Source organism: Micromonospora sp. B006, assembly GCF_003408515.1.
In the GTDB taxonomy this organism is placed as follows: domain Bacteria; phylum Actinomycetota; class Actinomycetes; order Mycobacteriales; family Micromonosporaceae; genus Micromonospora; species Micromonospora echinospora_A.
Map to the genome: position 1 here is coordinate 2,803,015 of NZ_CP030865.1, position 20,323 is coordinate 2,823,337.

Here is a 20,323-nt window from a genome sequence, read left to right on the forward strand (position 1 = left end):
GAGTGTGCCCGGCGCGGGACGGGGTCACGGCCCGGCGCGCGGCCTCGACGCCGCCGACCAGGTCACGTCGTAGCGCTCACCGGCCACCGACTCGGCGAACGCGGTCGCCGCGGCAGGCGACCCGGCGATGCGCCAGTCCTGCTCCTTGTCCACCTCGAACCAGATCAGCCCGATCAGGTCCGGATACCGGGGCAGGGAGCCGAACGTCTCCCGGATCCACCGGGCCTTGCGTCCGGCGGTGTCGGCGGCGCCGGTCTCGGTGACCACCAGCGGCTTGCGGGTGACCTTGCGGATCTCGGCGATCGTGGGACCGAAGATCTGGTCGAACGACCAGTACGTCTTGGTGAACGCGCCGGTGCCGTAGTAGCCGGTGACGCCGACCCAGTCGACGTAGTCGTCACCCGGGTAGAGCCCGGTCAGCCCGGCGGTCGTCTTGTCCCAGCGGGCGTTCGGGCTCCACACCCAGGTGACGTTCGTGGCCCCGGCCCGGGCGAACAGGTCGTGCACGTGCCGCCAGGCCCGCACGTAGTCGCCGGGGCGGTTGCCGTTGGCCCGCTCGCACCACGGATACCAGTCGCCGTTCATCTCGTGCGCGAAGCGGATCGCGACCGGGTAGCCGAGCGACCGGACCCCCTCGGCCCAGGACCGCAGGTGGGCGTCGAAGTCGCCGCGCGCGATCCGGTCCAGCCGGTAGTCCGGCTGGGTGGCCCGGAGCCGGTCGATCTGCCGGACCGCCAGGCCGGTGCGCCGGGCCGCCAGGTCGACGGTGTAATCCCACGGCTCCCAGCCGAGCATGGGCATCATGCCCCGGTCGGCGATCCGGTCGAACAGGCTCCGGTCGAACTCGGCCGACGCCCAGTCGGCGCCGAAGAGCATCACCTGCGGCGACCGCCCGGCTGCCTCGACGAACCGGTCGACCGTCGCGAAGTCGTGCGGTCCCTTGTCGGTCATCACCCCGAAGAACGCCTGTCCGGCCGGGGGGAACAGGCCGCCACCCGGCACGTCGGCGCTCGCCTGCGGTGTCGCCGGTACGCGACCGTGCGCCGAGGCGCCCGTGCCCGGGTCGCGCCACGCGCCGGGCGCCACCACGAAGGCGTACGCGAGCAGCAGCAGCCCGGCCAGCGCGAGGCCCACCCGGGGCGCGGTCGGCCTCAGCACGGGACACCGCCCTCAGCCACCGCCCGCGCCGCCGCCGGCTGCTCTCGCGCCGCCTCCACCGAGCGGTGCCGGCGGGCCCGCAGGCTCTCCGCCCAGGAGATCAGCGGCGGGGCGAGGCCGGTCAGCAGCGTCAACGCCGGCCAGACCCGCAGCAGCGGATAGTCGTGGCCGAGCGCGAAGCTCACCGCGAGCAGCCCGGCCGCGGCGAGCGCCCAGCACAGGTGCAGCCGGAACGTGCGCAGGGACTCGACGGTACGCAGCGCCCCCTTGGCGGTCACCACGAAACCGAGCCGGCGGCGCAGCAGCGCGCCGGCCGCCGCGGCCACGTAGACCGGCCCGGCGAACAGGGCGAGCGCCATGCCGGCCATGCCCACTTCCTCACGTTCGTGCGGGGCGATGTTGAAGCGGCGCAGCCAGAGCCAGAGCAGGAACCAGGTGCCGACTGTGGTGCCCCACAGCGTCGCCCACACCTGCGGGTCGAGCCGGCCCGCGTCCACGCCGGTCAGCAGGTAGAGCGCGGTGGCGGCGTTGCCCAGCAGCAGGCTCACCGCGACGCTCGGGTAGTAGAACTGGAGCAGGCGGTACTGCCAGCGACGGCGGCCCGGCAGCGTACGCGGCGTACGCAGCTCGCGCCGGAGCAGGATCTCGCAGATGCCGGCGGCCCAGCGCTTCTGCTGGTTGAAGTAGTCCGCCCAGGAGGTCGGCCCTTCACCGAGCGCCACCACGTCGGGGGTGTAGACGCCCTTCCAGCGGCGCCCGGTGGCCGGGTTGACGGCGGCGTGCACCCGGATGCTGGTGAGGTGGTCCTCGATGATCGAGTCCTGGTAGCCGCCGATGGTCCGCCAGGCCGCCGGGCGGTAGAGGTGCCCGGTGCCGGTGAGCAGCGGCGCGTCCAGGCCGTTGCCGCCCCGGGCGATCAGGCCGTTGTAGAGGTACTGCTGCACCGAGGCGCCGTGGGCGACGAAGTTCTGGTGCATGTTGCCGTACACCTGGGGTGTCACCACGAACGCCACGTCCGGGTCCCGGAAGTAGCCGAGTGTGCGTTCCAGGAAGTTCGGCAGCGGCACGTGGTCCGGGTCCACGTTCGCGACCACGTCGTAACGGTGCTCGTGCTCGGCCCGCCAGGCGTTGTGGTTGCCGGACTTGGTCCGGGCCCGGAACTCGCCGCCGGGCTGGTTGTACTCGGGCCGGCCCTTGCGGGTGAAGTGGCGTACGCCCAGCCGGTCGGCCATCGCCCGCACCGCCGGGTCGTCGCCCTCGTCGAGGATCCACACGTCGACGTGCCCGCAGTAGACGATCTCCCGGAGCCGGCGCAGCGTGCGCTCCGCGACGTCCAGCGGCTCCTTGCTCGGCACGATGGTGGTGAGCAGCGCGACCCGCAGGCCGACCGGCGGGTCGACCGGCACCGGGTCCCGGGCGTGGAAGGCGAAGACCCACACCACCACGTTCTGCGCCAGGCGGATCAGCTCGACGCCGACGACGACGCAGAACGCGAGCCGGGCGGCGGCGGTCTGCCAGCCGCCGAGCCCGACGACGCCGGGGCCGGGCACGTGCTGCGGCAGCAGCAGCCAGCCGACGAAGACCAGCCCGGCGGCGCTGTTGACGAGCACCAGCAGCGTCAGCATCACCCGCGCGGCCACCGAGGCGGTGGGGCGGAACTCGACCGCCGCGTCCGGGCCGCGAGGCGGGCGCAGCGGACCGGCGACGGCGCCGCACCGGGCGTACGCCAGGCGGGCGCTGACGTTGCGCTGCCGGCGGTCCGGGTCGGCGGGCGCCCCGGGCGGGACGGGCGCGCTCGGGCGGTCGCCCGGCGTCCCGGCCGTCGTGGCGCGGGACAGGCGTGTATCGGCGGCGACGGCCACGTTTCCCCCATGGTCTGCATCCGGCTCAGGAGCCGCCCGAATGCTAAGCCGACAAACAGCCGCAAAAGGAGCGAATCAGGCAGAGATCGCCCGTTCGTCGACCGGTCACGACGGAAGCTGCGCCGCCACCCCGAGCAACACGACGAGCGCCAGCACGGCGACTGCGACAGCGGCGCGCGCCCGGGACAGGGCGATCCCGCCGAGCACCGCCCAGGCCGGTGCCGTGAACAGCAGGTTCACCGCCGACCAGACCGGCACGGCCTGCGCCAGCGCCAGCAGCGCGAGCGCCGGCACCAGCGCCCAGGCGGTGCAGATCGCGGCGGCGTGCCGCAGCGGAAGGCTGAACAGCGCCAGCCCGGCCAGCACGCCACCGAGCGCGGCGACGCCGAACAGCTCGCCGGGCGTGGCCGCCAGCACGGCGGCGCCGGGTCGCACACCCGACGCCAGGTGCCCGCCGCCGCGCAGACCCGCACCGAGCAGCGCGGCGACCGGGAGCAGCCCGAGGGCCACGGCGGCCAGCCACCGGACGGCGGCGCGGCGACGGAACGCCAGCACGACCCAGCCGTGCGCGGCGAGCAGCAGCAACGCCACCGGCTGGCACAGGCCGAGCAGCAGCACCGCGCCCGCGTAGGGCACGAGCCGCCGCGGGCCCGGCCGGTCGAGCGCGGGCACCAGCAGCCAGGTGGCGAGCACGGCGGCGAACACCGCCAGGGCGTACGGCTGCGCCTCCTGCGCGTACCGGGTCGAGGTCGGCAGCACCGCGAAGATCATGCCGGCGAGCAGGCCGGCGGCGGGCGTGGCGATCCGGGTGGCGAGCGCGCCGACGAGCGCCGCGGCTCCCACCATGGCCAGCAGCGACGGTACGCGCAGCGCGAGGTCCGTCGAGCCGAACAGCTCCGCCCAGCCGCGCAGGAGCAGGTGGTACGGCCCGAGCGCGACGTCGTCGCCGGTGAGCCCGATCCCCTGCCGGGGCGACGTCGCCGCCCGGCGGGCCGCCAGCTCTGCGGCGCTCAGTCCCGACGTCGTGATCCGGGCGGCGCCGAGCGCGCCGGTCAGGGTCGCCGGCAGCAGCCACGCCGCGATCCGCCACCGCGTCACGGCGGCGGTCGCGGCGCGGGCGGTCGGGCGGCGCGGACGGTCCTCGCCCCACGGGTCCTCGATCGCGGCGTCCCCGATCCGGGGCAGGACCATGGTGTCCGCGTCCATCATCGTGACTCACGCATCCCTGTGGGTGCCGGCGACCGGGATCCAGCCAGGGCTGGATGACATCCTGGAGCCTACTGAGCCAAAACCGACATAACGCCAATATGAGATGAAAGGGTCCGCCGTCCGCCCCGTGGACGACCGGCGGACCCCGGCTCAGCGGACGTCGGTGGTCGTCCAGCGGGGCGAGGCGGCGGTGATCTCGACGGTGTCGCCGGTCAGCGTCGTCCGCGCCTGGACGTCGCGCCGGGCGCTCGTGCCCACCCAGACGTCGACCTCCCCGGGCTCCACCACACGGTGGAGCGCGCGGTCGGTGAAGGCCAGCCGCGTGGTCGGCACGGTCAGTTCGACGGTGACCGAGGCGCCCGGCTCCAGACGCACCCGCCGGTAGCCGAGCAGCTGCGCCACCGGCCGGGTCACCGAGGCGACCAGGTCGCGGCCGTAGAGCTGCACCACGTCGTCACCGGCGACCGCGCCGGTGTTCGTCACCCGCACCGACACCCGCAGCGCCCCGTCGACCGGCGCCTCGGCCGGCACGGTCAGGTCGCCGTACGCGAACGTGGTGTAGGACAGCCCGTGACCGAACGGCGCCACCGGCGTCGCCGGCAGGTTGGTGCCGTTCATGCCCTCCCCCAGCTCCGGGTGCAGGTACGAGTACGGCTGCGCGCCGGCCGAGCCGGGCAGGGTGACCGGCAGCCGGCCGGACGGGTTGACCCGCCCGGAGAGCACGCCCGCGATCGCGCCGGCGCCCTCCTCACCCGGGAAGAACGTCTGCACCACCGCGGCGCACCGGGACAGCGCCCAGCCCAGCGCGTACGGGCGGCCGGTGAGCAGCACCAGGACGACCGGGGTGCCGGTGTCCAGCACCGCCTCGACGAGCTGGCGCTGCACACCGGGCAGCTCCAGGTCGTCCCGGTCGCAGCCCTCGCCCACGGTGCCGCGGCCGAACAGGCTGGCGTGGTCGCCGACCACGAGGACGGCCACGTCGGCGGCGGACGCGGCGGCGACCGCCTCGTCGAAGCCGGACCGGTCCGCGGAGTCCACCTCGCAGCCGGCCGCGAAGGTGACCCGGTCGGCGCCGAACTCGGCGCGCACCGCTTCGAGGACGGTCGGCACCTCGATGCCGGTCTCCACGCCGGGGTGGTGGGCCAGCACGTGGTTGAGGAACGAGTAGCAGCCGAACAACGCGCCCTGCCGGTCGGCGTTCGGGCCGACCACCGCCACCCGGCGGCCCGCCGGCAGCGGGAGGACGCCCTCGTTCGCGACCAGGATGACCGACTCCTCGGCGAGCCGGCGCGCGATCGACCGGTGCTCCGGCGAGTCGAGGTCGACAGCGCCCGGCGGCTCGTCGTCGAACGTGGCGTCGAGCAGTCCGAGTTCCTGCTTCTGGCGCAGGACGCGCAGCACCGCCCGGTCGACCAGCGCCTCGTCGACGGTGCCGGCCCGCACCGACTCGGTCAGGGTCAGGAAGGCGTCGCCGGTGGGCAGTTCGATGTCCAGGCCCGCGGCCAGCGCCTGCGCCGCCGCGTCCGCGTTGTCGGCCGCGACGTGGTGCAGCAGGTTGAGGAAGGCGACACCGTAGTAGTCGGCCACCACCGTGCCGTCGAAGCCCCACCGCTCCCGCAGCAGGTCGGTGAGCATGGTCGGGTCGGCGGCGACCGGCACGCCGTCGATCTCGGCGTACGAGTGCATGACGCTGCGCGCGTCGCCGTCGCGGATCGCCATCTCGAACGGCGGCAGCAGCACGTCGGCGAGTTCCCGGGGACCGGCGTGCACCGGGCCGAAGTTGCGCCCGGCCCGTGAGGCCGAGTAGCCGGCGAAGTGCTTCAGCGTCGCGAGCACGCCCTGCGACTGGAGTCCCCGCACGTACGAGGTGCCGATGGTGCCGACGAGGTACGGGTCCTCGGCGATGCACTCGTCGACCCGGCCCCAGCGCGGGTCCCGGATCACGTCGAGCACCGGGGACAGTCCCTGGTGGATGCCGAGCGCGCGCATCGAGGCCCCGATGGCCGCCGCCATCTCGGTGACGAGGTCGGGGTCGAACGCGGCGCCCCAGGCCAGCGGCGTCGGGAACGTGGCCGCCTTCCACGCCGACAGGCCGGTCAGGCACTCCTCGTGCACGATCGCCGGGATGCCCAGCCGCGTGCCGGTCACCAGCTCCCGCTGGAACCTCCACAGCCAGGCCGCGCGGGCCGCCGCGTCGACCGGGCGGGTGCCGTAGGCGCGGGTCAGGTGGCCCAGACCGTGCCGGGAGAAGTCGTCGAGCCGGCCGGTGTCGGCGAACTCGCCCTGCAGGGGCGCGACCGCCTCACCGTCCTCCTTCTCCCAGAACCCGACGATCTGCGCGACCTTCTCCTCGATCGTCATGCGAGCGAGCAGTTCCCGTACGCGCGCGTCGGGATCGTGCCCGTCCGGCCGGTCGTGGTCCGGACCCGCCTGAGCCGGCGCCGGGCCGTCCACCACCGCATGGACCTCTGTCATGGTGTGCCTTTCCACTGGTTGTGCTGGTACCGCTGCCGCTCAGCCCTTGACCGCGCCCTGGAGGCCCCCGACGATCTGCTTCTCCGCGAGGGTGAAGAACAGCAGCGCCGGCAACATCGCCAGCGACGTGAAGGCGAGGACGCCGGCGGTGTCGGTGGTGTACTGGCTGGAGAAGTTCTGCACGCCCAGCGGCAGGGTGTGCAGGTTGACGTCCCCGAGGACGAGCAGCGGCAGGAGGAACGCGTTCCAGCTCGCCACGAACGCGAGGATGCCGACGGTGACGATCGCGGGCCGCGACAGCGGCAGCACGATCCGCCAGAGGAAGCCGAGCCGGCCGGCGCCGTCGATGGCGGCCGCGTCCTCCAGCTCCCGCGGGATGGCCGACAGGAACGGCCGCAGGATGACGATGGTGAGCGGCAGCGAGAACGCCACCTGCGGGAGGATCACCGCGTAGTAGGAGTTGATCAAGCTCAGGTCACGCAGCAGGAGGTACAGCGGCAGGATCGCCGCCCCGGCCGGGAAGAGCAGACCGAGCGTGAAGAAGGTGTAGAGCCACTCACGTCCCCGGAACGAGTACCGGGCGAGCACGAACGCGGCGGCCATGCCGAGCACCACCACGCCGAGCGTGGTGCCGAGAGCGATCACCGCGCTGTTGAACGCCTGCCGCCAGAAGTCGCTCTGCGTCAGCACCCGGTAGTAGTTGTCCCAGACCCACGGGTCGGGCAGGCCGGCGGGATCGTTCACGATCTGCGGCGTGGTCCGGAAGCCACCGACGATGACGTAGACGACCGGGGTGATCGATACGGCCGCGACCGCGAGCGCGATCGCGTACGTCAGCGGCGAGCTCCACTGCACCGGGCGGCGCCCGGCCGAGGGAGCGGGTGCGGGGTTCACTGCCACTGTCACTTCCCCTTCCGGGTGATGGCGCCCTCGATGTCACGGCTGAGCAGGAACCGCTGGAACAGCAGCGCCGCCACGAAGGAGATGGCGAACAGGATCACGGCGACCGCGTTGCCGTAGCCCCACAGCCGGGCGAAGAAACCGTTGTCCACCATGTACGTCGCCATGGTGGCGGAGGCGCCGAGCGACCGCACCGCGGGCACGGAGGTCACCCAGACCATGTCGAAGACCTGCAACGAGCCGATCATCGACAGGAACATCCAGATCCGGATGGTGGGGCCGAGCAGCGGCAACGTGACGTGACGCTGGATCTGCCACCAGCTCGCGCCGTCGATCTCGGCGGCCTCGTTCAGTTCAGGCGGCACGTTCGACAGGCCGGCGAGCAGCAGGATGATGGCGAAGCCGACGTACTTCCAGGTGAGGACGAACAGCAGCGTCCAGATCACCACGTCGAGGTCGGCCAGCCACGCCTGCACCAGCCCGCCCAGCCCCACCGACCGCAGCAGCGCGTCGAGCGAGCCGCCGTCGGTCAGGATCAGCTTCCACATGATGCCGACGGTGACCTCGGCGAGCACGTACGGCACGAAGACCAGCAGGCGGAACGCGGAGCGCCCGCGGAAGCGGCGGTTGAGCAGCAGGGCGATGCCGAGCGCGACGGGACCCTGGATGAGCAGCGACCCGAAGACGATGATGGCGTTGTTGCGCAGCGCGTCGAGGAAGATCGGGTCCTGGAACGCGAGCGTGTAGTTGCGGAAGCCGACGTACTCGGTGGGCGGCCCGACCCCGCGCCAGCGGAACAGGCTGTAGTAGAACGCGAAGCCCATCGGCACCAGCACGAACAGCACGTAGATGAGGACCGCCGGCGTGGTCAGCCCGATGATCTCGTACCACTTGCGGCGGGTCTCGGCGCGGCGTGAGGCGGCTCGTGCGCCGGGCCGGAGGCCCGCCGGCGGCGCGAGAGCGCCGTCGGCGGGCGTACGGGTCTGCGATGCGGACGTCACTTGCTTGCGGCCGCCTTCATGGCCGAGACGACCTTCTCAGGTGTCCCGTTGCCGGCGAAGATCGCGACGATCGCGTCGTTCATCGCGGTGCCGACGGTGCTGCCGAAGGCCGTGTCCAGCCAGAGCTGCACGTAGGTGGCCGAGGAGGTGGCCTCCAGGATGGACTTCAGCGCCGGGTCGGTGACGCCGTCGGCAGCGCCCTTGGCGACCGGCAGGCCGGTGCCGGTGGCGGCGTAGCCCTTCTGCACCTCGGGGCTGACGATGTACTTGAGGAACTCGACGCACTCGGCCGGGGCGTTCTTCGAGCAGGCGAAGCCGTCGCCGCCGCCGAGGGCCGCCTTCGGGTCACCGGCGGAGCCGGAGATCGCCGGCACCGGGAACCAGCCCAGGAACTTGCCCAGCGCCGCCTTGTCCGTGGCGACGGTGTCCAGGGTGCCGCGGTTCCAGTCGCCCATCAGCTCCATCGCGGCCTTGCCGTTGGCGAGCAGACCGTTGGCGCTGGTCGGGTCGTTCTGGCCCGGCGTGGCGATGAAGTTGTTCTGGAACGGCTTGGTGTCGATGAAGGCCTTCAGGTCCTGACCGGCCTTGACGAAACACGGGTCGTCGAAGGTCCGGTCCTTTGTCGCCTTCTTCAGCGTGTCGACCGAGCAGGCCCGCAGCGCGAAGTTGTACCACCAGTGCGCGGCCGGCCACTTGTCACCGGCGCCCAGGGCGATCGGGACGACGTTGATGGCCTTGAGCTTGGTGACCGCGGCGTTGAGTTCCTCGAAGGTGGTCGGGGGCGCCGAGATGCCCGCCTTCGCGAACATGTCCTTGTTGTACCAGATGCCCTCGATGCCCATCCGGAACGGCAGGCCGTACTGCTTGCCCTCCACCTGCCAGATCTCCGAGGCGCTGCCGATGTCGGCCACCTCGCTCTTCACCTGGTCGGTGATGTCCTTGAGGTAGTCGGCCTCGACCTGCTCGCGCATCTCGCCGCCGCCCCACGCCTGGAAGATGTCCGGCGGGTCGTTGCTCAGCAGCGCGGCGGGCAGCCGGGTGCGCTGGAGCTGGTTCGTCTCGATCGCCTCGATCTCGATCTTGACGGTCGGGTGGGCCGCGGAGAAGTCCTTGGCGACCTTCTCCCAGTACGTCTTGCCGGGGCCGTCCTGCGAGGCGTTGTGCCACCAGGTCAGCGTCACCGGATTCTTGTACAGCTCGCTCTCGGCGGCCTTCTCGTCGTCGCCACCGCTGGTGCACGCGGAGGCCAGCAGAGCGCTTGTCACAAACAGTGCCAGGACGGCACCAGCACGGCGCTTCATCGCCATAGATGTCTCCTCGACCACATAGCCGGGTTACCTGCCGGGGAGTTTTACAGGGCCGTAACGTGAAGTCAATCGGTATCGATAACGTTTTCGACATCGTCTTCGATCCACCGGGAAGGGCCCTCTATCATCGTCGGCGTGGTGTTCCCGCAGCGCGTCAAGATGTCGGACGTGGCACGTACGGCCGGCGTCTCGGTGGCAACTGTATCGAAGGTTGTCAATGGCCGGTACGGCGTCGCACAGGCCACCGTCGAGCGCGTCCAGCAGGTGATCCACGAACTCGGCTACGAGGCGAGCCTGGGGGCGCAGAGCCTGCGCAGCCACCGCACGAACGTGCTGGGCATCCTGGTCGCCGAGTTCGAGCCGTTCTCCACCGAGCTGCTCAAGGGCGCGTCCCGCGAGGTCGCCGGCAGCGGCTACCAACTGCTCGCCTACTCCAGCGGGGACGGCGAGGGCGCGGCCATCGGGTGGGAGCGGCGCTCGCTGGCACGGCTCTCCGGCACGCTCATCGACGGCGCGGTGATCGTGACGCCGACGGTGGTCGAGACCAAGCACGGCTTCCACGTGGTGGCCGTCGACCCGCACACCGGCCCGTCCGGCCTGCCCACAGTGGACTCCGACAACTTCGCCGGCGCCGTGCTGGCCACCGACCACCTGCTGTCGCTGGGCCACCGCCGGATCGCGCACATCAGCGGCCGCCCCGACCTGGAGTCGGCCCGGCTGCGCGAGGCCGGGTTCCGCAAGGCGATGGCCGACGCGGGCGCGCCGGTGGACGAGCGGCTCGTGCGGGTGGGCGGCTTCCGCACCGAGACCGCCGCCAGCACGGCCGGCGAGCTGCTCGCGCTCCCCGACCGGCCGACCGCGATCTTCGCCGGCAACGACCTGTCGGCGATCTCCACCCTGGACGTCGCCCGCGGCCTCGGCCTGCGCGTACCGGACGACCTGTCGGTCATCGGCTTCGACAACATCCCCGAGTCGGCGCTCGTCGACCCTCCACTCACCACGATCCGGCAGCCGCTGCAACGCATGGGCGCCGAGTCCCTGCGGCTGCTGATCGACCTGATCGCCGGCGTCGAGCGGGACACCCACATCCAGCTCCCCACCGAGCTGGTCGTCCGGGCCTCCTGCCGGCCCCTGCGCTGACGCGCTCCGCGTCCGGCCCGGCCGGGCGCTCCTTCCCGAACGGTGATTGACGGGCGGCTATCGAGGTCCGTAAGGTTTCGGGCTACTTCCGGAACATTCCCCGGAAGTTTCGGAAGCGCACCGCCCGCCCGGGCAACCCGCCGCTCCGTTCCACGCCGCGGCAGCCCCGGCACCGCCACCGCCGGCCCTCGGGCCGAGCGCACCTCCCCGGAAGGAACGAGATGAAGCTGAGACGCTGGCTCGCCGCCGGCGCGGTCGCCGTCGTGACCGCCACCGCCCTCAACGTCGTCCCCGCGACGGCGGGACGCCCGTACGACCCGGCCACGCAGAGCCTGCGCGAACTGGCCAAGCGCCACGGCCTGTACGTGGGCACCGCGGTGGACATGGCCGCGCTCAACGACGCCACCGAACCGCAGTACCGCCAGATCACCGCGTCCGAGTTCTCCACAGTCACCGCCGAGAACGTGATGAAGTGGGAGAGCCTGGAGCCCACCCGGGGCACCTACAACTGGGGCCCGGCCGACGAGCTGATCGAGTTCGCCCGCAAGAACAACCAGCGGGTCCGCGGCCACGTGCTGGTCTGGCACAACCAGCTGCCGGCGTGGCTGACCAGCGGCGTCGCGGACGGCTCGATCAGCAAGGCCGAGCTGCGCCAGATCCTGCGCAACCACATCACCGCCGTGGTCACCCACTTCAAGGGCAAGATCTGGCAGTGGGACGTGGTGAACGAGGCGGTCAGCGACCCCTGGGACACCCCGTCCACCCTGCACTACAAGGGGTTCTGGGCACAGAACCTCGGGCCCGGCTACCTCGCCGACGCGTTCCGCTGGGCCCGCGCCGCCGACCCGAAGGCGCTGCTGTTCTACAACGACTACAACATCGAGGCGTTCGGCTCCGGCAACCCGGCCGACGACAAGACGCAGTTCGTCTACAACATGGTCCGTGACCTGCGGGCCAAGGGCGTGCCGATCGACGGCGTGGGCGCACAGGGCCACCTGGGCACCCAGTACGGCAACTTCAGCACGCTCCAGGTGGTCGCGGCCCTGCGCAAGTTCGCCGGGCTCGGGCTGGCCACGGCGCTCACCGAGGTGGACGTGCGCAGCCAGATCACCGACGGGGTGGAAGCCGGCGACTCGGCCGAGATCAACCCGCGCCTGCAGGCGTCCGCGGCGAACTTCAGCGTGCTGATGCAGGCCTGCCTGGCCGAGCGGCACTGCCTGTCGTTCACCCTCTGGGGCTTCACCGACAAGCACTCCTGGGTGCCCGGCGCGTTCTCCGACCCGCCGGAGGGCCTGGCCACCGTGTACGACGAGAACTACCAGCCCAAGCTCGCCTACCACGAGCTCAAGGCCGACCTGATCTTCTCGGGTCCGCCCTACGTGCTCCCGCGCATCCCCCAGCAGCCACGCCGCTAGGCCACTGGCGCACCACGGCGGGGCCGGTCCGGTGACCGGCCCCGCCGCCTGTGGTGGCGCGGCCGGTCCGCGCTCACGCCGCGCGGCGGCGGCCCAGTTCCGACTCCAGCCGCCCGATGAGCGTCTTGCGGGCCTTGCCGCGCCGTTCCCGGCGCAGCGCCGCGTCGAGCTGACGGGTGTCGAGGTCGCGGATCAGCTTGACCGCCTCGGTCACCGGCAACTCGTCGAGTTGCTCGGCGGCGGTGGCGTCCCGGCGGGCCCGCTTGGCCGGGCCGGTGTTCGGCACGTACTGGCGGCCGGAGCGCGACGCGCGACGCTTGCGGGTGTCGGTGTCGCGCCGTTCGGCCTCCGACAGCTCCTCCCACGCCTGTTTGGGCAGGTAACGACGGGTCTCGCCGCCGTTGCGGGCGCGCGTGTCACCGCTGCGGGTCTGCCACTGCTCGCCGCCCCAGCGTTGCAGCGAGCGCTGCCGTGCGTCCTTCGGGCCCTCGAATCCCCCGCCGGCCTTCTTGTACTCGTTCGTCAGCAGCTGCGACTTGCGCGCCGACCACTGCCCCGGCCGTCCGCCCCTGTCGGAGGCGCGGATCTCGGCCTTGAGGCGCTCCCGCAGCTCCGGCTCGGTGTACTTCGCCATGACGCAGCGTTACCCGCACCGGCGGCGGCCATGCCGGTCAGCCGGACGCCGGCCGGTAGACCAGATCCATCGTGTCGGTGCGGCCCGACCAGTCCAGCCGCAGCCGCCAGCACCCGGCGGCCGGCAGGTCGACGATGGACGGGCCGGGTCCGCCCTCCACCTCGCGGACGACCGGGGCGCCCGTCCCGTCCCGCGTCGCGGTGATCACCAGAGGCGTCCGTGGCGCCGGTTCGGACCGGCCGGGCTCGGGGCGGGCCACCCAGAGGATCTTGTTGTTCGCGCCGTCACCGCGGTCGTGCACGAGCGGGTACGCGAACAGGATCGCCACGATCTCGCCCCCGGCGCCGAAGACGTGCCGCACCCTCGTGTCGCCGGTGAACCCGGCGTCCGCCCAGTCCGGCAGCCGGCCGGTCTCCACCCGTTCGGCGCACGCCGGCGGCACGGACGGCCCGGCGGCCGGAACCGTGGTCTGCGTGGTGGCCGGGCCGGTGGCCGGGACCGCGACCGGGCCGGTGCAACCGGCCAGCAGCAGGACCGGCGCCAGCAGAACTCTTCTCGGAACGGACATCCGCCCTCCCCCGTCGACGACTCTCGTCATCTCCGACACCGCCCGGCGCGCCGAGGTTCCGCCGCGCTCACCGCAGTGAGGATGCGACGTCCAGCGCCTGCTCGCGGGTCAGGTCGCCCTCCAGCCGGTAGCTCACCCCGGCCCGCTCCCAGATCAGCGTGGCGGCGGACAACCGCGCGGTCGCCACCCGTTCCGTCCCCGACCGGTCCACGTACGCCAGCGCGTGCGGCCCGCCGACCCAGACCGCGAACTCGCCGCCGACCTGGGTGAGCGTCACGTCCGCGCCGGCGGTCCGCTTGTGGAACACGATGTCGAGCGAGCCGTCGAACGCGTCCAGGCGCACCGTGCCGCCCCGGTAGAGCAGGCTGACGACCCGGTGGCCGCCGGTGCCGTCCGGGTCGGCCACCAGGACCAGTTCCGGCACGCCGAGGCGGGACGGCACCCGGATCGGGAAGCGGACCTGGCGTTGCGCCTCGGCCAGGGCGACGTGACGCTGCGCCGGCAGCGGCGAGGGCGTGCCGGTCAGCGGCGGGGCGGGCGCGGAGTCGATGACGACGCCGGAGAACCGCAGCAGCCCGGTCACCGCGTCGGCGAGCGCGGCCCGGCCCGGCGGCAGCGCCGCCACGAGCAGCGCGGCGAGCACGGCGGCCAGCACGTACCGCCGGCGGCGACGCGGCACCGGCGCGTCGAGCCGGGCGCGGACCCGCGCGGTGACGTCCGGCGTCCGCGCCGGCTCCAGCCAGCCGGCCAGGTCACGCAGCTCCCGCTCCAGGTCATCCACGGCGCGCCACCTCCCGGTCCAGCAGGGCACGCAGCTTGGCCAGCGCCCGGTGGGTCCGCGACTTCACAGTGCCCCGGGGCAGCCCCAGCACCGTGGCCGTCTCGTCCTCGCCGAGGTCCAGCAGGTAGCGGCAGACGATCGCCTCGCGGTCGCGGGCGGGCAGCCGCCGCAGCGCCCCCACCAGCTCGGCCCGGCGCTCGGCCGCCAGCACCGCGTCGAGCCCGTCGTCGGCGCCGCTCGGCCCGACCGGGTCCGCCGCCGCCGCGCGCAACACCAGGCCGTCGCGCCGGCTGCGCGTCCGGTGCAGGTTCCGGGTCTCGTTGGCGACGATCGCGAGCAGCCAGGACCGGAACGACGCCTCGGCCCGGTAGCGGGACAGTTTCCGGTACGCCTTGACGAACGCCTCCTGCACCACGTCCTCGGCGTCCGGCCCGGCGCCCAGCAGCACCGCCGTCCGGTACGCGGACGCGGTGTGCCGGGCGACCAGGGTGTCGTACGCCTCCCGGTCGCCGGCGCGTACGCGGGTGACGATCTCGTCGTCGTCCAGGGCAACCTCCGCCGTCGGTCCGCTTCCATGACACCGCCCGCGGCGGCCGGGTTCCATCAGGCGTTTGACCGGTGACCGTGCCGGAAAGAGTGGCGGGATGAGCTGGGCGAGAAGAGCCGTACCCGCAGCCGTCGCCGCCGTCGCCGCGCTGGCGGCGCGGGACCTGCTGCAACGCGACCACGCGCTGCGCCGCAACTCCCGGTGCTGGGCCGGGCCCGGTACCTGATCGAGTCGATCGGCCCGGAGCTGCGGCAGTACATCGTGGCCGGCAACGACGAGGAGCGGCCGTTCACCCGCGACCAACGGCGCTGGGTGTACGCCTCGGCCAAGCAGGAGAACAACTACTTCGGTTTCGGCACCGACAACGACATCGAGCACACCTCCGGCTATCCGATCATCAAGCACCGCACGTTCGGCCGGGCGGTGCCACCGTCGACGCCGACCGCCGGGCACGACGTGACGCTGCCCTGCGCCAAGGTGCTCGGCGCGGCGCGCGGCCGGGCGCGGGCGTTCCGCCCGCAGTCGGTGGTGAACATCTCCGGGATGAGCTTCGGCTCGCTGTCCGGCAACGCGGTGGAGGCGCTCAACCGGGGTGCCGCGCTGGCCGGCTGCCTGCACAACACCGGTGAGGGCGGGCTGTCGCCGTACCACCGCAACGGCGGTGAGCTGGTCTTCCAGCTCGGCACCGCGTACTTCGGCTGCCGGGACGAGCGCGGCCGGTTCAGCCTGGAACGGCTCAAGGACCTCGTCGCGGCCGAGCCGGTACGCGCGCTGGAGATCAAGCTCAGCCAGGGCGCCAAGCCGAGCCTGGGCGGCCTGCTGCCGGCGGCGAAGGTCTCCGCCGAGATCGCCGCCACCCGGGGCATCCCGGCCGGGCTCGACTGCGTCAGCCCGTCCCGGCACGCCGAGTTCTCCGACTGCGACAGCCTCCTGGACTGGGTGGAGCTGCTCGCCGCCGAGACCGGCCTGCCGGTCGGCATCAAGTCCGCCGTCGGCGACCTCGGGTTCTGGGAGGAGCTGACCACGCTGATGCGCGACACCGGGCGCGGCGTGGACTTCGTGACGATCGACGGCGGTGAGGGCGGCACCGGCGCCGCGCCGCTGATCTTCAGCGACTCGGTCTCGCTGCCGTTCCAGCAGGGCTTCTCCCGGGTCTACCGGACGTTCGCCGAACGCGACCTGCACGAGCAGGTGGTGTTCGTCGGCGCCGGCAAGCTGGGGCTGCCGGACAACGCGGTGGTGGCGTTCGCGCTCGGCGCCGACATGGTCAACGTCGGGCGGGAGGCGATGCTGGCGATCGGCTGCATCCAGGCGCAGAAGTGCCACACCGACACCTGCCCGACCGGCGTCGCCACGCAGAACGCCTGGCTGGCCCGGGGCCTCGACCCGGCCCGCAAGTCGGTGCGGGCCGCGAACTACATCCGTACGCTGCGCCGCGACCTGGTCAAGGTGGCCGAGGCGTGCGGCGTCGAGCACCCCGGGCTGATCGGCACCGACGCGGTGGAGATCCTCGACGGCCGGACCTCGTCGATCCCGCTGGACCGGGCGTTCGGCTACCGGCCGGAGTGGGGGATGCCGTCGGCAGCCGACCGGGCGGAGATCGTCCGGCTGATGACTGCGGAGGCGCCGCAGGGTGGCAGCGCGCCGCCCTCCCCCACCGCCGTCGGCTAGCCGGTCCCCTCGGCGGTGCGGTGCCGGCCCCGGCGGCGCGGCGGGCGCGGCCGGAGCACGATCGGCGCGACCACCAGGACGGCCGCCGCGCCGAGCAGTCCCCAGGGATAGCGGCGGGTCTCGACCACGAAGGCCACCGGCTGTTCCGGTACGTCGACGCGGCCGTGCAGTTCGTGCTTCCCGAGCACGGCGACGTCCACCGGCACCGGGATCTCGTACGTCCGGGCCTGTCCGGCGCCGATGGTGCCCAGCGGCGGGGCGGCGACGATGGTGTGCGCCCGTCCGGGCCGGCCGAACAGCAGCGTGAACGGCGGATCGACCACGTCGGCCGGGCCGGGGTTGCGCAGCGCGACGCGTACGGTGAGCGTCTCGGGCAGCCCGAACCATGCCCGTAGCGGGCCGCGGCCGGCGACGCGCAGCTCGTCGAGGTGCAGTCGCGGCGCGGCGGCCGGCGCGGGCGCCGGGGCGGCGGTCACGCCGCTCAGCGGCAGCGCGGCGGTGACCTGCGCGGCGCCGCTGAGGTCAGCGGCCCGCAGCACGCAGGGGCAGGCGACCGGCGGCGCCGCCAGCAGGATCGGCGCCATCCCCGTGCCCGCCGGCGCCTGGACGGTGGTGGCCTGTTCGTTGGCGCAGTCGAGCGCGCCCCGGCGGGCGTCGTTACCGCACACGGTCAGATGGACCGGGCCGACCGGCCAGCCGCGCAGTGTGACGGTGACCCGCTGCCCGACCGTCAGCGGCCCGGACGGCACGACGATCGCGGGCCGCGTGGCCGCGGGCGACGGCGACGGCGACGGCGCGGCCTGCGCGAGCATCGCGACACCGGTCCACGCGGACGACGGCGGCGGGACCGGCGCCGGCACGGCCAGCGCGAGGATGGCAGCGGCGGCCGGCAGGAACGGCGTCACCGGGCGCCGGGCGCCGCGCCGCCCACCGTCTCACCGGTCGCGGAGGGCCCGGCCGTCTCGGCGCCGGACGTGCCGGACGTCTCCCCCGGCCCGGCGGAGGCGACCGGGGGCCCCGACCCGGCCGAGGTGGTGCGGCGACGTCGGCGCAGGTAGAGCCAGGCTCCGGTGACCGCCAGCGCGGCGAGGAGCAGCCAGGGCAGCGCCCACACGCTCGCGGTGCGCTGCACCGGGGGCAGCGCGGTGTCGACGGTGGTGGGTGCGAGGTCGACTGTCGCGGTCAGCCGCAGCGCGGGCGGCACCCCGGTGACCCGCTCGGTGACAGTGAACTCGGCGCCCGGCAGCAGCTCCGGCAGGTCGACCGGGCTGGTCCGGGACAGCGTCCAGCCGGCCGGGCCGGCGACGACCACCGCGCCGGTGCCGCCGACGCGGACGTTGCCGCTGTTGCGGATCCGGTAGGTGACCGTGAGGTCGGCGCGGCCGATCGGGTTGAGCGGGGTGTCGTAGTCGACGCGTACCGATTCGACTGTCACGGCGGGGCGGACCTCGCCGGCCACGCGGAGGTAGACCCGGGCGGCGATCCGCTGGTCGAGCCGGACCCGCTGCCCGTCGGCGGTGACGCCGTCCTGGGCGACCGCGGCGATCACGCCGCCGGTGTGGTCGCCCGGTGTGGCGTTGCGCGGCACGGTGAGGCGGAACGGGATGTCCGCGCGCTTCCCGGGCTGGACGGTCCAGCTCCGCCGGTCGACGCCGATCCAGGCGCCGACGTCGGTGGCGGCCCGGTCCGAGGGCAGCAGCGCGAAGGCGCCGTCGGTGGTGGTGTACGCGTCGGTGCCGTACACCGCGAAGGTGAGCGGCCGGTCACCGAGATTGGTGACGCCGACGTGGTCGGTGACGCTGTCGCCGGGCGCCAGGTCGTACGTGAAGTAGTTGCGCCCGGTCGGCCCGCCGGGTCCGGACGGCTGGACCGCCCAGCGGGCGGCGCCGGGGTCGGCGGACGGCGCGGGCCGGGGGGCGGCCTCGCCGCGCGACGGTGGCCCGAGCAGCACCGCGAGCAGCACGGCGGCGAGCGCGGCGCCGATCCGGGCGGCCGGGATGCGGGTGGAGGGCGTGAGGAGGGGCATACCGTGCTCCGCTGCGAGGTGGTCGCCGGGCGGACGCCGCTGGTGGGGCGCGGGCGACATGCCCGCGCCCCACCAGGTCCGACCCGGTCGGTGAATCAGGAGAGGGTCAGGGTGAGCGTGGCGACGTAGTCGCCCGCCGCGGCGGACGCCGGGACACCGAGGTTGAGTTCGGCGCCACAGGCGAAGACGCCGTTGCTGGTCCCGGCTCCGGCCGTGCACAGCGCACGGGCCTCACCGAGACCGGCGCCGGGGGCGGCCACCGCGCCCGGGGTGACGGCGCCGGTGGTGCCGCCCAGCGGGTCGTTCACCACGTTCGCCGTCGGCGCCCAGCCGAGGTAGTTCCCGGCGATGACGCCACCGGCGGCGGAGGTGAAGTCGGAGACCTGTCCGACCAGGCTCCAGCCGGTGCCGGCACCGCGCAGGTCGGCCACCGTGGCGGTGTTCAGCGGCGCCCGGGCGTACTCGCCCTTGCCGACCGGCGGCAGGGCGACGTTCGCGCCGGCCACGCTCAGGCTGAGCGGGCCGCCGGTCACGGTGCTGGTGATCCGCTGCTGGGCCGAGTTCCCACCCCCGCCGGTACGGGTGAAGGTGATCGGGGTGAACGTGTCCTGGCGGCGGTCGGCCGAACCGCGGGCGGCGAAGGTGATGACGTAGCACTGCACCTCGCTGCAGTCCACCTCGTCGCCGTTGCGGTCGGTGTAGACGGCGCTGATCGGCAGCGTCGTGGTGAAGCTGCCGTCGGCGGCCATCCGGTCCCGGGCGTCGGTCGGCTCGTTGGTCTTGTTCACCCACTTGGTGACCTGGAGCACGCCGGCGTTGGCCCAGTGCTCGTCGACCTTCGGTCCGAACGAGACGTAGATGCCCGCCCCGTTGTTGAAGTCCGGGTCGAAGCCGGTGCCGCGGACGGTGACCGTGGCGCCGGCCGGGTCGAGGCCCTGGGCCGGGTCGACCGTCACCGCCGGGGTGGCGGGCGCGGTGCCGCCGCCGGTGGTGAACGTGAACGACACCGGGTCCAGCGCCTCACCGGCGACGTAGAAGCCGTTGAACGCGCTGGCTCCCGCGCTGGTGAGCGCCGCGGCGAGGTTGCTGCCCGTCACCGTGTTCCCGCTGGTGGCGGGAGCGCCGGTGAGCGTGGCGATGGTGGCCTGCTTGACCGAGACCGGCTCGGTCATCGTGGTGGCCAGATCGACGTCCGCCTTCAGCGAGGCGGTGCCACCGGAGACGGCGACAGTCGGGTTGGCCAGCGTGATGGTCAGCAGGTGCGCCGGGTAGGAGAAGACCACCGTGCCGCCGTAGGTGGCGTTCGTCGTGCCGGCGGCGGCGTCGTGCGTGCCGCCGGTCGACGGGAACGTGAACGTGCCGTCGGCGTTGACCGCGGCGCCGTTGCTGACCGCGATCGGCGGGTTCCCGTTGCCGGCCTTGATGTAGTTGCGGAAGCTGGCCTTGAAACCCCAGGTCAGACTGCCGCTGGTGATCTCGGCCTCGGCCGCCGAGGCGGGTCCGGCGCCCACGAGCGCGCTCGACACGCCGAGGGCGAGCACCGCCGCCCAGCGCATCGACCGGAGGGCTCCGGCTCTGGATCTGAACATGCTGTTCCTCTCGGGAGGGGAAGCGAAGTCATTAGGTTAG

18 protein-coding genes are annotated in these 20,323 nt (G+C 73.3%); 4 read left to right on the forward strand and 14 right to left on the reverse strand.

The genetic code is table 11. The features are described 5' to 3' along the window. Window positions 1-24 precede the first annotated feature (24 nt). From MicB006_RS13390 to MicB006_RS13420, 7 genes are all read right to left on the reverse strand, one after another. Window positions 25-1,158 (reverse strand): glycoside hydrolase family 26 protein, encoded by a 1,134-nt coding sequence (locus tag MicB006_RS13390; protein WP_116506431.1) that lies wholly within the window; start codon window positions 1,156-1,158, stop codon window positions 25-27. Then, window positions 1,152-3,020 carry a glycosyltransferase gene (locus MicB006_RS13395; protein WP_116506433.1) on the reverse strand — a complete coding sequence of 623 codons (1,869 nt, stop codon included), beginning with the start codon at window positions 3,018-3,020 and terminating at the stop codon, window positions 1,152-1,154. Before MicB006_RS13395 ends, MicB006_RS13390 begins: the two co-directional genes overlap by 7 nt. Window positions 3,021-3,125: 105 nt before the next feature. Then, window positions 3,126-4,229: a glycosyltransferase family 39 protein gene (locus MicB006_RS13400; RefSeq protein WP_116506435.1), complete on the reverse strand. Its 1,104-nt coding sequence runs from the start codon at window positions 4,227-4,229 to the stop codon at window positions 3,126-3,128. A gap of 150 nt (window positions 4,230-4,379) precedes the next feature. Then, entirely contained in the window at window positions 4,380-6,704 is a 2,325-nt protein-coding gene (locus tag MicB006_RS13405) for a glycoside hydrolase family 3 N-terminal domain-containing protein (protein ID WP_116506437.1), read from the reverse strand. Between the two features lie 39 nt (window positions 6,705-6,743). Then, window positions 6,744-7,610: a carbohydrate ABC transporter permease gene (locus MicB006_RS13410; protein ID WP_116506439.1), complete on the reverse strand. Its 867-nt coding sequence runs from the start codon at window positions 7,608-7,610 to the stop codon at window positions 6,744-6,746. Further along, window positions 7,607-8,605 carry a carbohydrate ABC transporter permease gene (locus MicB006_RS13415; protein WP_116506441.1) on the reverse strand — a complete coding sequence of 333 codons (999 nt, stop codon included), beginning with the start codon at window positions 8,603-8,605 and terminating at the stop codon, window positions 7,607-7,609. Before MicB006_RS13415 ends, MicB006_RS13410 begins: the two co-directional genes overlap by 4 nt. Further along, entirely contained in the window at window positions 8,602-9,912 is a 1,311-nt protein-coding gene (locus MicB006_RS13420) for an ABC transporter substrate-binding protein (RefSeq protein WP_116506443.1), read from the reverse strand. The genes MicB006_RS13415 and MicB006_RS13420 overlap by 4 nt, the downstream gene beginning before the upstream one ends. A gap of 159 nt (window positions 9,913-10,071) precedes the next feature. On the opposite strand from MicB006_RS13420, the gene MicB006_RS13425 reads away from it, so the two are divergent. Both MicB006_RS13425 and MicB006_RS13430 read left to right on the forward strand, forming a co-directional pair. After that, window positions 10,072-11,052, forward strand: a complete 981-nt coding sequence (locus tag MicB006_RS13425) for a LacI family DNA-binding transcriptional regulator (RefSeq protein ID WP_192900290.1) — start codon at window positions 10,072-10,074, stop codon at window positions 11,050-11,052. A 221-nt stretch (window positions 11,053-11,273) separates the two neighbouring features. Continuing rightward, the gene (locus MicB006_RS13430; RefSeq protein WP_116506447.1) at window positions 11,274-12,467 is read left to right on the forward strand and encodes an endo-1,4-beta-xylanase; all 1,194 of its coding nucleotides are present in this window, start codon (window positions 11,274-11,276) and stop codon (window positions 12,465-12,467) included. A gap of 73 nt (window positions 12,468-12,540) precedes the next feature. Here MicB006_RS13430 and MicB006_RS13435 read toward each other — a convergent pair whose 3' ends face one another. The 4 genes from MicB006_RS13435 to MicB006_RS13450 all read right to left on the reverse strand — a co-directional run bounded on the left by MicB006_RS13435 (window position 12,541) and on the right by MicB006_RS13450 (window position 15,054). After that, the gene (locus MicB006_RS13435; RefSeq protein ID WP_116506449.1) at window positions 12,541-13,101 is read right to left on the reverse strand and encodes a hypothetical protein; all 561 of its coding nucleotides are present in this window, start codon (window positions 13,099-13,101) and stop codon (window positions 12,541-12,543) included. Between the two features lie 37 nt (window positions 13,102-13,138). Further along, a complete protein-coding gene (locus MicB006_RS13440) occupies window positions 13,139-13,669 on the reverse strand; it encodes a hypothetical protein (RefSeq protein ID WP_116506451.1) in 531 nt (176 codons plus the stop codon). A 67-nt stretch (window positions 13,670-13,736) separates the two neighbouring features. After that, window positions 13,737-14,450: a hypothetical protein gene (locus MicB006_RS13445; protein WP_116506452.1), complete on the reverse strand. Its 714-nt coding sequence runs from the start codon at window positions 14,448-14,450 to the stop codon at window positions 13,737-13,739. Continuing rightward, a complete protein-coding gene (locus MicB006_RS13450; protein WP_116506454.1) occupies window positions 14,443-15,054 on the reverse strand; it encodes an RNA polymerase sigma factor in 612 nt (203 codons plus the stop codon). The genes MicB006_RS13445 and MicB006_RS13450 overlap by 8 nt, the downstream gene beginning before the upstream one ends. A gap of 7 nt (window positions 15,055-15,061) precedes the next feature. Between MicB006_RS13450 and MicB006_RS32315 the strand changes: the two genes are divergently transcribed. Beyond that, window positions 15,062-15,223 carry a hypothetical protein gene (locus MicB006_RS32315; protein WP_225980729.1) on the forward strand — a complete coding sequence of 54 codons (162 nt, stop codon included), beginning with the start codon at window positions 15,062-15,064 and terminating at the stop codon, window positions 15,221-15,223. Continuing rightward, window positions 15,199-16,668, forward strand: coding sequence for an FMN-binding glutamate synthase family protein (locus MicB006_RS13455; protein WP_225980730.1), 1,470 nt, complete (start codon window positions 15,199-15,201; stop codon window positions 16,666-16,668). Before MicB006_RS32315 ends, MicB006_RS13455 begins: the two co-directional genes overlap by 25 nt. On the opposite strand, the gene MicB006_RS13460 is transcribed toward MicB006_RS13455, so the two are convergent. From MicB006_RS13460 to MicB006_RS13470, 3 genes are all read right to left on the reverse strand, one after another. Next, window positions 16,665-17,573 (reverse strand): hypothetical protein, encoded by a 909-nt coding sequence (locus tag MicB006_RS13460; protein ID WP_116506456.1) that lies wholly within the window; start codon window positions 17,571-17,573, stop codon window positions 16,665-16,667. The two genes, MicB006_RS13455 and MicB006_RS13460, sit on opposite strands and share 4 nt — an antisense overlap. Beyond that, entirely contained in the window at window positions 17,570-18,694 is a 1,125-nt protein-coding gene (locus tag MicB006_RS13465; RefSeq protein WP_225980731.1) for a WxL protein peptidoglycan domain-containing protein, read from the reverse strand. The genes MicB006_RS13460 and MicB006_RS13465 overlap by 4 nt, the downstream gene beginning before the upstream one ends. Window positions 18,695-18,789: 95 nt before the next feature. Next, complete coding sequence (locus MicB006_RS13470; protein WP_116506458.1) at window positions 18,790-20,283, reverse strand: HtaA domain-containing protein; 1,494 nt, start codon at window positions 20,281-20,283, stop codon at window positions 18,790-18,792. Between the last annotated feature and the right edge of the window lie 40 nt (window positions 20,284-20,323).

Excerpts from the sequence above, each read along its gene's own strand:
- MicB006_RS13425 (WP_192900290.1), top strand. The coding sequence starts at position 10,072 with ATGTCGGACGTGGCACGTACGGCCGGCGTCTCGGTGGCAACTGTATCG.
- MicB006_RS13420 (WP_116506443.1), bottom strand. The coding sequence starts at position 9,912 with ATGGCGATGAAGCGCCGTGCTGGTGCCGTCCTGGCACTGTTTGTGACA.
- MicB006_RS13465 (WP_225980731.1), bottom strand. The coding sequence starts at position 18,694 with ATGCCCCTCCTCACGCCCTCCACCCGCATCCCGGCCGCCCGGATCGGC.
- MicB006_RS13470 (WP_116506458.1), bottom strand. The coding sequence starts at position 20,283 with ATGTTCAGATCCAGAGCCGGAGCCCTCCGGTCGATGCGCTGGGCGGCG.
- MicB006_RS13405 (WP_116506437.1), bottom strand. The coding sequence starts at position 6,704 with ATGACAGAGGTCCATGCGGTGGTGGACGGCCCGGCGCCGGCTCAGGCG.
- MicB006_RS13430 (WP_116506447.1), top strand. The coding sequence starts at position 11,274 with ATGAAGCTGAGACGCTGGCTCGCCGCCGGCGCGGTCGCCGTCGTGACC.
- MicB006_RS13435 (WP_116506449.1), bottom strand. The coding sequence starts at position 13,101 with ATGGCGAAGTACACCGAGCCGGAGCTGCGGGAGCGCCTCAAGGCCGAG.
- MicB006_RS13450 (WP_116506454.1), bottom strand. The coding sequence starts at position 15,054 with ATGGAACCCGGCCGCCGCGGGCGGTGTCATGGAAGCGGACCGACGGCG.
- MicB006_RS13400 (WP_116506435.1), bottom strand. The coding sequence starts at position 4,229 with ATGATGGACGCGGACACCATGGTCCTGCCCCGGATCGGGGACGCCGCG.
- MicB006_RS13440 (WP_116506451.1), bottom strand. The coding sequence starts at position 13,669 with ATGTCCGTTCCGAGAAGAGTTCTGCTGGCGCCGGTCCTGCTGCTGGCC.